Source organism: Arthrobacter pullicola (assembly GCF_014836875.1).
Taxonomy (GTDB): Bacteria; Actinomycetota; Actinomycetes; order Actinomycetales; family Micrococcaceae; genus Arthrobacter_B; species Arthrobacter_B pullicola.
Genome location: NZ_JACSQC010000005.1, coordinates 29,598 through 41,668, shown reverse-complemented (window position 1 = coordinate 41,668; position 12,071 = coordinate 29,598). Strand labels below are relative to the sequence as shown.

Here is a 12,071-nt window from a genome sequence, read left to right as displayed (position 1 = left end):
AAGCAGACACTCCATGACTGTTTCCCCCTTGGTCTGGGGCGTGACGATTGTCGTCATCCTCGGCCTGCTGGCCTTCGATTATTTCTTCCATATCCGCAAGGCGCATATCCCCACGCTCAAAGAGGCGGCCATCTGGTCAGCCATCTACGTGGGCCTGGCAATCATCTTCGGCATCCTGGTGCTGGTCTTCGGGGGCGGCACCGCCGGAACCGAGTACTTTGCCGGCTACATCACGGAAAAAGCCCTCTCAGTCGACAACCTCTTTGTCTTCCTGATCATCATGGCCAGCTTCCGGGTGCCGCGTGAGGACCAGCAGAAGGTGCTGCTCTTCGGCATTGTCTTCGCGCTGATCGCCCGCACCGGTTTCATCTTCCTGGGCGCAGCCCTGATCAACTCCTTCTCCTGGATCTTCTACATCTTCGGCCTGATCCTGCTGATCACCGCCGGAAACCTGCTCAAGCCCGAGGGCGAGCACGATGAGGCGAACAACTTCATCATCCGGATCGCCAAGCGCGTGCTGCCGACCACCGACCACTACGACGGCGACAAGCTGTTCACCGTGGAAAACGGCAAAAAGGTCCTGACCCCGATGCTGCTGGTGATGGTGGCAATCGGCGGCACGGACATCCTCTTTGCGCTTGACTCCATCCCGGCAATCTTCGGCCTGACACAGAGCACTTTCATCGTCTTCACCGCCACAGCCTTCTCCCTGATGGGCCTGCGCCAGCTTTACTTCCTGATCGACGGACTGCTGGACCGGCTCATCTACCTCTCCTTCGGCCTCGCGGCGATTCTCGCGTTCATCGGCGTGAAGCTGGTCCTCCACGCCCTGCATGAGAACACTCTGTGGTTCATCAACGACGGCGAGCACGTCGAGGTTGTGGAAATCAGCACAGGGCTCTCCCTGAGCGTCATTATCGGCATCCTGGTGGTCACGATCATTGCGTCCCTGGTGAGCCCGGCCGGCAAGGCCCTGACCGCCGTCAACAATGCCCGCCGCCACGCGAACGCCTATCTGGACCTTTCCTACACCGCTGATGAGGGTGAGCGGGAGCGGATTTACACGGCTCTCTGCGAGGAAGAGCGCCAGATCGAGCAGATGGATATGAAATACCGGAACAAGGTCAAGGACATTGAGGACATCCGTTCCGAGGTAGCCCGGGCACATGAGGAACACGCCCGCTACACGAGCAACTAACGCCTAGAGGCATGGGGCCGGCCGCAGCTTTCCAGCTGCGGCCGGCCCTTTTTTACCTGCCGAAACACCCGTTTACAGCAACGTAACGCACCTGGCCGGCCACAGAAACAATCCGTTTCTAGGCTCGGGCTGACCACGTCCGCACCTATGGGAAGTCCAGGTAGCCATGAGCCGCACACCACGATTGACGAAGCCTTCCACACCCCTCCGGTTCCTTGCCGCGACTCTGGCCGCGTCCAGCCTGCTGCTGGTTACCGCCTGCGGAGGATCTGGGGCAGAAGCCGGAACCGAGGCCGCCGACTACGGCACGCTGGACCTGAACCTGTCCTGGATCAAGAACGCAGAATTCGCGGGCGAGTATTTTGCCGACGCGAACGGGTATTACGCCGAGGCAGGCTTTTCCGATGTAAACCTCATTGCCGGCGGCCCCGGCGGAACATCCTCCGAAACCATGGTCCTCTCCGGGGGTGCCCTCGTTGGCACCTCCAGCCCAATGGGGGTGGCTCCTGTCATTGTGGAGGAAGAGGCGCCGCTGAAGATCATCGGCACCACGTATCAGAAAAATCCCTTCGTGATCGTCTCTCTCACCGGGGCTCCCATCACCACGCCCGCAGACCTTGCGGGCAAGCGGATCGGTGTGCAGGCGGGCGTCAACGAAACGCTCTTCGACGCGCTGCTTGAGGTCAACGGCATCGATCCGGGCTCCTTGGAGAAGGTTCCGGTGCAGTACGACCCGCAGCCGCTCGTCAACGGCGATGTGGACGGGTTCTTTGGGTATCTCACCAATGAGGTCCTGACCCTGGAACTGGCCGGCCACAAGACGGCGGTGCTGCCGTTTGCTGACAACGGGCTGCCGTTCATCGCGGAGAGTTTCGTGGCCACGGATGAGAGCATTGAGACCCGCCGGGAGGAGCTCAAGGCGTTCCTGGTGGCCACGCTGCGGGGCTGGAAAGATGCAGTTGCGGACGCGGAGGAATCGGCACGGCTCGCCGTCGAGGTTTATGGTGCGGACCTGAACCTGGACCCGGCGAAGGAGAAGATGCAGGCCGAGGAACAGAACACCAAGCTGGTGGTTTCTCCCGAAACCGATGCCAACGGTCTGTTCACCATCAGCGAGTCGCTGATCGAGGACAACCTGGCCATCCTGAAACTGGCCGGATACGATCTGGCGGCCGAGGACATTTTCGATCTCAGCCTGCTGGCAGAGGTCTACGAAGAAAACCCGGAGCTCAAGTAGATGGCCGGCAACCCCTCAGCCACCGCGGCCTCTGCCGGCACCCAGCTGCCGCCGGTGGCCAGCGGGGGCACCGGCATCCGGCTGCGGAACCTGGGCAAGACGTTCCGTTCCGGCAGGAGTACTGTCACGGCTTTGGAAGAGACCAACCTCAGCACCGGCCGCGGATCATTCCTGTCCCTGCTGGGCCCCTCGGGATGCGGTAAATCCACCGTTTTGCGCATCCTGGCCGGACTGGAGACTCCCACCACCGGGGATGTCCTGGTCGACGGCAAAACCCCCGGGGACCTGCGCCGCGGCAATGAACTCGGAATTGCGTTCCAGGACTCGGCGCTGCTGCCCTGGCGCAGTGTCCATGCCAACATCCGCCTGCCGTTGGAAGTTTCCGGCCGGCCGGCGGACGAGGCCTACATCCGGGAACTGATCAGGCTGGTGGGCCTGGACGGATTCGAAAAGGCACGGCCGGCCGAGCTCTCCGGCGGCATGCGGCAGCGCGTCTCGATTGCCCGGGCCCTTGTCCTCAAACCCTCCGTACTCCTGCTGGATGAACCGTTCGGGGCGCTGGATGACATGACCCGGCAGCGGCTGAACCTCGAACTGCTGCGGATCTGGACGGAGAAACCCGCCACTACCCTGATGGTTACCCACGGGATCTCCGAGGCGATTTTCCTGTCCGACACCGTGGCCGTGATGAGCCCGCGTCCGGGCCGGGTGAAAGAGGTCATTTCCGTTGACCTGCCGCGGCCGCGGACTCCGGACATGATGCGCACCCCGGAATTCCATGCCCTGCATGACCATGCTTCGGACCTGCTTTTCGGTTCCGGCGGGCAGCGGCCATGACGCGGGTCAACCTGCCGCCCTGGGCCGTGGGACTGCTGGGCACAGCTGCCGCCATTGCCCTGTGGTGGATTGGGGCAGCCACGTTCCTGCGCGGTATCGGCTCACCGGGTGCGGGGGCGCCGGGAGCCATCCCGACGCCGGGGCAGATCCTGTCCCAGATGGGGGAGGACGGCTGGGGGTTCTATTGGCGCAACGCCTCGGTGACACTGGCGGAGGCAGGCGCAGGATATGCCTGGGGGAACGCCCTGGCGCTGGCATTGGCTTTCCTGGTGCTGCTGGTCCCGCGTGTGGAACGCCTCGCCACCCAGCTGGCGGTGGTCAGCTACTGCCTGCCTGTCGTCGCAGTCGGACCGGTGATCTTTATCGTCCTGGGGCCGCCGCGCTCGGGCGAGCCGTCAGGGACCGCCGTTGCCCTGGCGGCCCTGTCCGTCTTCTTCACCACCATGGTCAGCGCACTGGCCGGGCTGAAAGCCGCTGACCGCGCCAGCCTGGATGTGGTGGCGGTCTTCGGCGGACGGCGGATCCATCAGCTGGTTAAAGTGCGGATCATTGCCGCGGTTCCGGCGGTCCTTGCGGCACTGAAAATTGCCGCACCGGCGGCCCTCCTGGGTGCGATTCTGGGGGAATATGTCGGGGGAGTGGACCGTGGGCTGGGGCCCGCGATGGTTAACGCGCAGCAGACGCTCGAGGTGGCGCGGGTATGGGGCGTCGCCTTCGCCTGCGCAGCCCTGGCCGGCGGGGTATATGCCGCGCTCGGCATGCTTTCACGGCTGGCTGCGCCGTGGGCCTTCCGGGCGGGAGGCATCTGATGGGCGGGGTGCTGCGCTCCGGTGTCCGGCGGCTGGCCGGCCTGGCGCTTTCCCTGGCCGCTGCCGGCCTCCTGTGGATCGGGCTGCTGAAGGTTTTCGACGTGTCCAGCTATGTCGGCAAGGGGCCGTTGGATGTCTGGAGCTATTTGTTCCTGGATGGCGATGCTTCGGGGAACCGTGCGCTGATCATGGGGCAGCTGGGACAGACCCTGCTCGACGCCGGCCTCGGGTTCACCGCAGGCATGCTTGCCGCCGTCGCCGGTGCCTGCATCTTCACGCTGTTCCGCGGCGTCGAGCAGGCCCTGATGCCGATGGCCATGCTGCTGCGCTCCGTGCCCCTGGTAGCCCTGGCGCCCATGATCATCCTGATTTTCGGACGGCAGGAAGCCACTGTCGCAGCCATGGGCGGGATCGTGGTGCTCTTCCCGGCGCTGGTCACCATCATGCTGGGCCTGCGGTCGGCGTCGCCGGCAATGCTGGAAGTGGTGCAGGTGTACGGCGGCTCCCGTTTGGATGCATTCCGCAAGGTTGCCCTGCCCTCCTCCGCGCCGGCGTTCTTCACTGCCCTTCGGGTGTCGATTCCGGGGGCACTCACAGGGGCGCTGCTGGCGGAATGGCTCGCAACCGGCCAGGGCATCGGGTACGGAATTGTCTCGGCCGTGTCCCGGGCGCGCTACGACCAGGTCTGGGCCGGCGTCGTCGTTGTTACGCTGGCATCGATCCTGCTGTACACGCTGGTCTCAGCACTGGAAGCGGCGGTGCAGCGGCGCAGCGGCACCTGAGGCAGGTGCTGCGTCCTCCGGGGACCGGCGGAGTATCCGCTCCAGCAGGTACCCGGAGGCCGCCGCGCCCAGGCCGCCGGCGGCGAGGTCCCCCATGGTGTCCTGGTATCCGACGTTGATGGTGTCATCCACAAAGGTATGCCCCCACCATTCAGCGAACTCCCAGAGCACGCTGAGCGCCAGGCCCAGGGCGGTGACGACGGCGGTGACCGTGAAGAAGGGCAGCCGCCGGCCGCTGGGCCGGGCAGTGACCGCGCCGAAGGCAGCCAGCAGGTACCAGGCCATCACGGCGATGGCACCGGTCGCCGTGAAGTGCACGGCGAGGTCCCACCAGCTGATCCGGGCATAGAGGTCCAGCACGCTGCTCCAGGCGGCAGCCAGCAGCGTCAGCCCGTACAGCAAGGAGAACAGAGGGGCGGCAGGCAGGCACCGGGACACCAGCAGTCCCAAGGCGACCAGGGCAAACAGCGCTGCTTCCACCGGTCCGTACCAGAGCATGGCTGCAAGCAGGCTGACCGCTCCCAGGGCGCGGACCCCGTCCGAGGCCAGCTCCGCGCTCGAGGCTGGGCGGCGGAGGAGGGAATCGATCATGCGTTTACGGTATCCGAGCCCGTACCCGCAGGCACAGTATCCGTTCTCCGCAGCGGCCTGCACGGCTCCCAGCGGATTCCCCGTAAAATCTCGTGCATGCCTTCCCCTCAGCACCCCGGCGTCAGCGTTGTCATTCCCTGCCTGAATGACGCCGTGGCCCTGGAGGCCTGCCTGGCGTCCCTCGCGGCGCAGTCGCAGCAGCCGGCGGAAATTGTGGTGGTGGACAACAACAGCACCGACAACAGTGCCGAAGTGGCCGCGCGTTTCGGCGCCCGGGTGGTCCGCGAAATGGGCCCGGGCATCCCGGTGGCCGCGGCAGCGGGTTATGACGCGGCTGAGGCGGAGATTATTGCGCGCTGTGACGCCGACTGCGTCCTGCCCCCCGATTGGGTGGAACGCATCGCCGCACGTTTCGCGGAGGAACCGGAGCTGGCGGTGCTCAGTGGGCCGGGCCGGTTCTACGGGTTCCCTGGCTGGATTGGCCCGGTGATCACCTGGCTGTACCTGGGTTCCTATTATCAGGCGATGCGCCTGGCACTGGCACACCGTCCGCTCTTCGGCTCGAACCTGGCGCTGCGGGCCGCGGTGTGGAAAGCCGTCCGTGACGCAGTCCACACGGAGGACGCGGAACAGCACGACGACGTCTGCCTGAGTGCACACGTCGGCCTGGACTACCGGTGCGGCTGGGAACGGTCCCTGGTGGTGGGCATGGCTCCCCGGGCGGTGCTCGGCGGGGCGAACCTGCGCCGCCGGTTCGCCCGGGCGTTCCATACCCTGGCCGTGCACTGGCGCCAGGAAGCGCCGTGGGAGCGCTGGGTCAGGCGTTTTCGGGGTACAGCAGCGGAAGCTGCAGCACCAGCCACGGACTGAATGCCCACGGTGTCAGCCGCACCGACTGCACCAGCTCGGCCGGATCCGTCCAGGTCCAGTCCATGACCTCATCGGCTGCCGGCACCGGATCCTTCTCGGCCACCGCTGTGAAGACCGGGCAGATCTCGTTTTCGACGATGCCGGAGGCATCCACGGCGCGGTAGCGGAAATCCGGAAGCGCGACGGCGATGTCCCGCAGCTGCAGGCCCAGCTCACGCTCAGCGCGGCGAACCACGGCGTCCTCGTTGGTTTCACCCGGGCCCGGGTGGCCGCAGAACGAATTGGTCCAGACTCCGGGCCAGGTCAGTTTCCCCAGTGCCCGGCGCGTGACGAGAATGCGTCCGTCCGGTGAGTAGACGTGCGTGGAGAAGGCCAGGTGGAGCGGAGTCTCCGTTGTATGTACCGAAAATTTGTCCTCAGTACCTACCCTTCGGCCCTCGTTATCGACGAGAATGACTTCCTCCCGGCGTTGCGGCATTTCTTCCCCTAACGATCAGAGTGTTTACTTTATGCATGGATACAGAACACTTGCTTGACGAGATAACTGCGCATCAGCAGGCGGAACGTGTCCTGGACGGGTTTTTTGCCGCGGCCAAGGAGCGCGCGGGACGTATCAGTCCCAGCTACCTTAGCCTTTGGGAGACGCTCGAAAAATCCACTGCCGGCGGCAAACGCCTGCGCCCGAGGATCGTGATGACCGCCTACACGCACCTGGGCGGACAGGACATCACTGCCGCGGCGCGGGTGGGCGCAGCCTTCGAACTGCTGCACACGGCACTTCTGGTGCATGACGACGTAATCGACCTCGACTTCGTCCGCCGCGGACAGGAAAACGTACCCGGGGTGTACCGCAGGCGTGCAGAAGCCTTCGGAGAAGCGCCGGAGGCTGCCCGGCACCGCGGGCTCTCCGTGGGAATCATTGCCGGAGACCTTGCCCTGAGCGGTGCGTTCCGGATGCTGGACTCCGTCACCACCGATCCCTTCACCCGGGACACGCTGGCGGGCATCTTGGATGACGCAGTCTTCGCTTCGGCGGCCGGTGAACTGATCGACGTCGACTTCTCCTTTGAGCCGGGCGCTCCGCCGGTGGGCGACATCCTGGACATGGAACGGCTGAAGACGGCCGTGTACTCCTTCGAGGCTCCGCTGCGGGCCGGTGCAGTGCTGGCCGGAGCCGGGGCCGACGCCGTCGCCGCCCTGGGCCGGTTCGGCCGGGATACCGGAATCGCCTACCAGGTGGTGGATGACCTGCTGGGAGTCTTCGGCAATGAAAGCGCCACCGGCAAGTCCAGCATGGGGGATCTGAGGGAAGGCAAGCGCACCGTGCTGATCGCCTATGCCGCCCAGTCACCCAGCTGGACCGAGCTGTCCGGCATCATCGGCCGCCCGGATATGGGAGCAGCCGAGGCCGAGCGGGCCAGGGAAATCCTCGTGGACTGCGGAGCCCGGGACTACGCCCAAAACCTCGCGGCGGACTATGCCGCCAGCGCACGCAGCCACTTGGACTGTGCGGAAGTGCCGGCGGGGCTCGCCGCGATGCTCGACGACGTCGTCTCCTCCTCCGTAAACCGGAGCCGATAAGCATGGCGCACGAGTCCGGGCTGCGGCTGTACAACCGGGCGGCGGCAGAAACCGCCGCCGTGATGATCAAGGCCTACTCGACGTCGTTTGGGCTGGCTTCGCGGCTGCTTAGCCCACAGACCCGCCGGCAGATCGAAACGATCTACGCGCTGGTCCGTCTGGCCGATGAGATTGTGGACGGCGTCGCGTCCGCCGCCGATATCCCGCCGGACCAGATCCGGGGCCTGCTGGACGGACTGGAAGCGGAGACCGCAGCGGCCCTGCGGTCCGGCTACAGCGTGAACCTGGTGGTTCATGCCTTTGCCCTGACCGCACGCCAAACGGGGATCGGCACGGACCTGACCGAACCGTTCTTCCGCTCGATGCGGGCAGACCTGGACCGGGTGGAGCACACCCAGGCAACCTTCGAAGACTATGTGTATGGGTCCGCCGAAGTGGTGGGCCTCATGTGCCTGAGGTGCTTCCTGGACGGCCGGGAGGTACCCGCCGACCAGGAGAAGCGCCTCAACGCGGGTGCTCAGCGGCTGGGGGCTGCCTTCCAGAAGGTGAACTTCCTCCGCGACCTTGCAGAGGACTTCGAAGCCCTGGGCCGCAGCTACTTTCCGGGAATCACCGTGGCCGCATTCACCGAAGCTGACAAGCACCGGCTCCTGGATGATATCGAAGCGGACCTGCTGGTCTCCGGGGCGGCAATTGCTGAACTGCCCCGGGAATGCCGTGCCGCCGTCGCCCTGGCGCAGGAACTTTTCGCGGAGCTGGCCCGCCGGCTGCGCCGCACCCCGGCTGCAGCACTGCGCACCACCAGGATCCGGGTGCCCAACCCCGTAAAAGTGCGCCTGGCAGCTGAAGCAGTGCTTGCCCATGGTCTGCGCCGCATTACCCCGGCCCCATCCGCACCCGACGCCGAAAGGGCGCCATGATCCGCACCGCAACATCCCGCCGCAGCTCCCCTAACCGGACCAGGCACCGCGGAGCCCAGCCCCGCACCGCCGTCGTGATTGGAGCCGGTATCACCGGCATCGCCACCGCCGCGCTGCTGGCCCGAGAAGGCCTGGACGTGACCGTGCTGGAGAAGAACGGGAGCATCGGCGGCCGGACCGGCAGCTGGGAGGCGGACGGTTTCCGGTTCGACACCGGCCCCTCCTGGTATCTGATGCCCGAGGTTTTTGACCATTTCTTCCGCCTGCTGGGTACCAGTGCGGCAGAGCAGCTGGACCTGGTGCAGCTGGACCCGGGCTACCGCGTTTACTTCGAAGGGGACCGGAACCCGGTGGACATCCAGGCCACGCGGGAAAAGAACCTCGCACTGTTTGAGTCACTGGAACCTGGCGCAGGAGCCAAGCTGGCCGCCTACCTGGACTCAGCGTCCGAGGTTTACGGGCTGGCCAAGAAGCGCTTCCTCTACAGCACCTTCGCGTCCTTTACCCCCTTGCTTCGCCGGGATGTGCTGGCCCGCGGCCCCCGGCTGGCACGCCTGCTGCTGCAGCCGCTGAGTGCCTTCGTGGCGAAACGCTTCACCGACCCGCGCCTGCGGCAGATCCTCGGCTACCCCGCGGTGTTCCTGGGCTCCTCGCCGTTCATCACGCCGAGCATGTACCACCTGATGAGCCACTTGGATCTCGCCGACGGAGTGCTCTATCCGCAGGGCGGCTTCTCCCGGATCATCACCGCGATGTCCGGCCTGGCGGAAGCGCAGGGCGTGAAGGTGCTGCTGAACGCCAACGCCACCTCAATCCGCACCGCTCCGGGCCCCGGGAAACCCCGGGCCACGGGAGTCCAGTACACCGATGCCTCCGGCTCCAGCGTGCTGCTGGAGGCAGACCTGGTTGTTTCCGCCGCCGACCTGCACCACACCGAGACGGCGATGCTGTCGGCCGAACTGCAGACCTATCCGGAGAAGTACTGGGAACGCAGGGTTCCGGGCCCTGGAGGCATCCTGCTGCACCTGGGCGTGAAGGGAGAACTGCCGCAGCTGCTGCACCACACGCTGCTGTTCACCCAGGACTGGGAGGCGAACTTCGAGAAGATTTTCGGAGCGGACACCCAGGTTCCGGACCCGGCTTCGCTCTATATCTGCAAACCGAGCGCCACCGACGAAAGCGCAGCACCCGATGGACACGAAAACCTGTTTGTCCTGGTGCCCGTTCCTTCGGACCCCGCCCTCGGCACCGGTGGAATCGACGGCTCCGGAGACGCCGGTCTTGAGGCGCTGGCCGACTCCGTGATTGAACAGATCGCCGCCTGGGCGGACATCCCGGACCTCGCTGAACGCATCACGGTGCGGCGCACGGTTGGCCCGGGTGATTTCACCAACGACTTCAACTCGTGGCGGGGGACCCTCCTGGGCCCTGCACATGTGCTCAAACAGAGCGCATTCTTCCGCGGATCCAACGCCAGCCGGAAGGTGGACGGGCTTCTCTACGCCGGCGGATCCACCCTCCCCGGCATCGGACTCCCGATGTGCCTGATCAGCGCCGAACTGGTGCTGAAACGGCTGCGCGGTGAGACCGGCACGGAAGCACTTCCCGAACCGGTTTCCGGTGCCCGCACTACGGCCGCCGTGGATGGTGCAGCCTAGTGGGTGCGCTTTACCTGTTGTGTCTGTTGGCCTCGATTGGCTGCATGATGCTGCTCGACCACCGCTTTCGGCTGTTCTTTTTCGCCGCCCCCTGGCGTGCCGCCCTGGTGCTGGGCACCGGCCTGGTGTTTTTCCTGGTCTGGGACCTCTTCGGGATTGGCCTGGATATTTTCTACCGGGGTGAAACCAGGTTCATGCTCGGTGTGGAACTGGCGCCTCACCTCCCGCTCGAGGAAGCGTTTTTCCTCGCCTTCCTCTGCTATCTGACCATGGTGCTGTTCGGCCTGATCCGGGTCCTGGCTGTGCACCTGGCCGGCCGGTCCCGCAGCGGCAGGCTGCGCCGCTCGAGCGAGGTGCAGCGGTGACGTACTGGCTTTTGAACCTGTGCTTCCTGGTCCCGGCCGCGCTGGTGCTGACCGCCGCGCTGATCCGCCGGCGCAGGAGGAACCGCGCCAACCCGGCTTTCCTCGCGGCGCTGGCCGGAACTGCCGGCATCCTGCTGCTGCTGACGGCCGTCTTCGACAACCTGATGATTGCCGCCGGACTCTTTGGCTACAATCCGGACCGGATCTCCGGAGCCTTCCTGGGGCTCGCTCCGCTGGAGGACTTTGCTTATCCGCTGGCCGCGGTGCTGCTGCTGCCGGCCCTGTGGGAACTGCTGGGGTCCCGTAAACCCCTTCGGGAGGAAAAATCATGAGTGCACCAGCCACCAGGGCGCCCGGGTCCACGCTGCGGATGCTGCTGCTTTCCTCCCGGCCGCTGTCCTGGGTCAACACGGCTTATCCGTTTGCTGCCGCGTACCTGCTGACGGCCGGACAAATCGACCTGGCCTGGATCGTCGGCACACTGTATTTCCTGGTGCCGTACAACTTGGCCATGTACGGCATCAACGATGTGTTCGATTACGAGTCGGACCTGCGCAATCCCCGCAAGGGCGGGGTGGAGGGAGCACTGCTTGACCGGCGCTTCCACCGGATCACGCTGCTGGCCGCAGTTGTGTCCAATGTGCCGTTCCTCGCGGCGCTGGTCCTGCTGGGCTCCCCGCTGTCCTGGCTGGTGCTGGCGGTGAGCGTGTTCGCCGTCGTTGCCTACAGTGCGCCCGGGCTCCGGTTCAAGGAACGGCCCTTCCTGGATTCGATGACCTCCAGTACGCACTTCGTCTCCCCGGCGCTTTACGCGCTGGTGCTGGCGGGAGCGGAATTCACCCCCGGGCTGTGGGCGGTGCTTGGTGCTTTCTTCCTGTGGGGGATGGCCAGTCAGGCCTTCGGAGCCGTGCAGGATGTGCTGCCGGACCGGGAAGGCGGGATCTCCTCTATCGCGACCGTCCTGGGGGCGAGGACCGTGGTCTGGTTCGCTGCCGCCGCCTATCTGGCTGCCGGGCTGCTGATGCTCCTGGCGCCGTGGCCGGCACTGCTGGGTGCGCTGCTGGCGGTGCCGTATCTGCTGAACCTGCTGCCGTTCCTGGCGATCACCGATGAACGCTCGGAAACGGCCAACACCGGCTGGAAGCGGTTCCTGAAGCTGAATTTCCTCACCGGGTTCCTCGTGACCATGCTGCTGATCTGGTACTGGCCCTCCCGGTAACAAG

At 65.6% G+C, this 12,071-nt stretch carries 14 protein-coding genes; 12 read left to right on the top strand and 2 right to left on the bottom strand.

Features of this window, described 5'->3' with window-relative positions:
- Positions 1 to 13: 13 nt before the first annotated feature.
- The 5 genes from H9638_RS11395 to H9638_RS11375 all read left to right on the top strand — a co-directional run bounded on the left by H9638_RS11395 (position 14) and on the right by H9638_RS11375 (position 4,863).
- Positions 14 to 1,198 carry a TerC family protein gene (locus H9638_RS11395; RefSeq protein ID WP_191747389.1) on the top strand — a complete coding sequence of 395 codons (1,185 nt, stop codon included), beginning with the start codon at positions 14 to 16 and terminating at the stop codon, positions 1,196 to 1,198.
- A gap of 166 nt (positions 1,199 to 1,364) precedes the next feature.
- Positions 1,365 to 2,435, top strand: a complete 1,071-nt coding sequence (locus tag H9638_RS11390) for an ABC transporter substrate-binding protein (RefSeq protein ID WP_191747387.1) — start codon at positions 1,365 to 1,367, stop codon at positions 2,433 to 2,435.
- Complete coding sequence (locus tag H9638_RS11385; protein WP_191747385.1) at positions 2,436 to 3,272, top strand: ABC transporter ATP-binding protein; 837 nt, start codon at positions 2,436 to 2,438, stop codon at positions 3,270 to 3,272.
- On the top strand, positions 3,269 to 4,081 hold the full coding sequence (locus H9638_RS11380) for an ABC transporter permease (protein ID WP_191747383.1): 813 nt from the start codon (positions 3,269 to 3,271) through the stop codon (positions 4,079 to 4,081). The genes H9638_RS11385 and H9638_RS11380 overlap by 4 nt, the downstream gene beginning before the upstream one ends.
- Positions 4,081 to 4,863, top strand: coding sequence for an ABC transporter permease (locus tag H9638_RS11375; protein WP_191747381.1), 783 nt, complete (start codon positions 4,081 to 4,083; stop codon positions 4,861 to 4,863). The genes H9638_RS11380 and H9638_RS11375 overlap by 1 nt, the downstream gene beginning before the upstream one ends.
- Here the strand turns inward: H9638_RS11375 and H9638_RS11370 are convergent.
- Positions 4,822 to 5,454, bottom strand: coding sequence for a hypothetical protein (locus H9638_RS11370; protein WP_191747379.1), 633 nt, complete (start codon positions 5,452 to 5,454; stop codon positions 4,822 to 4,824). The two genes, H9638_RS11375 and H9638_RS11370, sit on opposite strands and share 42 nt — an antisense overlap.
- A 96-nt stretch (positions 5,455 to 5,550) precedes the next feature.
- Here H9638_RS11370 and H9638_RS11365 point away from each other — a divergent pair, with 96 nt between their 5' ends.
- The gene (locus H9638_RS11365; protein ID WP_191747377.1) at positions 5,551 to 6,324 is read left to right on the top strand and encodes a glycosyltransferase family 2 protein; all 774 of its coding nucleotides are present in this window, start codon (positions 5,551 to 5,553) and stop codon (positions 6,322 to 6,324) included.
- On the opposite strand, the gene idi is transcribed toward H9638_RS11365, so the two are convergent.
- Positions 6,272 to 6,802 (bottom strand): isopentenyl-diphosphate Delta-isomerase, encoded by a 531-nt coding sequence (gene idi, locus H9638_RS11360; RefSeq protein WP_191747375.1) that lies wholly within the window; start codon positions 6,800 to 6,802, stop codon positions 6,272 to 6,274. The genes H9638_RS11365 and idi overlap by 53 nt on opposite strands.
- A 35-nt stretch (positions 6,803 to 6,837) precedes the next feature.
- Between idi and H9638_RS11355 the strand changes: the two genes are divergently transcribed.
- The 6 genes from H9638_RS11355 to H9638_RS11330 are packed head-to-tail and all read left to right on the top strand — an operon-like array spanning position 6,838 to position 12,067.
- On the top strand, positions 6,838 to 7,905 hold the full coding sequence (locus H9638_RS11355; RefSeq protein ID WP_191747373.1) for a polyprenyl synthetase family protein: 1,068 nt from the start codon (positions 6,838 to 6,840) through the stop codon (positions 7,903 to 7,905).
- A 2-nt stretch (positions 7,906 to 7,907) separates the two neighbouring features.
- Entirely contained in the window at positions 7,908 to 8,825 is a 918-nt protein-coding gene (locus tag H9638_RS11350; RefSeq protein WP_191747371.1) for a phytoene/squalene synthase family protein, read from the top strand.
- On the top strand, positions 8,822 to 10,483 hold the full coding sequence (crtI, locus tag H9638_RS11345) for a phytoene desaturase family protein (RefSeq protein ID WP_191747368.1): 1,662 nt from the start codon (positions 8,822 to 8,824) through the stop codon (positions 10,481 to 10,483). Before H9638_RS11350 ends, crtI begins: the two co-directional genes overlap by 4 nt.
- Positions 10,483 to 10,848 (top strand): lycopene cyclase domain-containing protein, encoded by a 366-nt coding sequence (locus H9638_RS11340; protein WP_191747366.1) that lies wholly within the window; start codon positions 10,483 to 10,485, stop codon positions 10,846 to 10,848. Before crtI ends, H9638_RS11340 begins: the two co-directional genes overlap by 1 nt.
- On the top strand, positions 10,845 to 11,180 hold the full coding sequence (locus tag H9638_RS11335) for a lycopene cyclase domain-containing protein (RefSeq protein WP_191747364.1): 336 nt from the start codon (positions 10,845 to 10,847) through the stop codon (positions 11,178 to 11,180). The genes H9638_RS11340 and H9638_RS11335 overlap by 4 nt, the downstream gene beginning before the upstream one ends.
- A complete protein-coding gene (locus tag H9638_RS11330) occupies positions 11,177 to 12,067 on the top strand; it encodes a prenyltransferase (RefSeq protein ID WP_191747362.1) in 891 nt (296 codons plus the stop codon). The genes H9638_RS11335 and H9638_RS11330 overlap by 4 nt, the downstream gene beginning before the upstream one ends.
- Positions 12,068 to 12,071 lie beyond the last annotated feature (4 nt).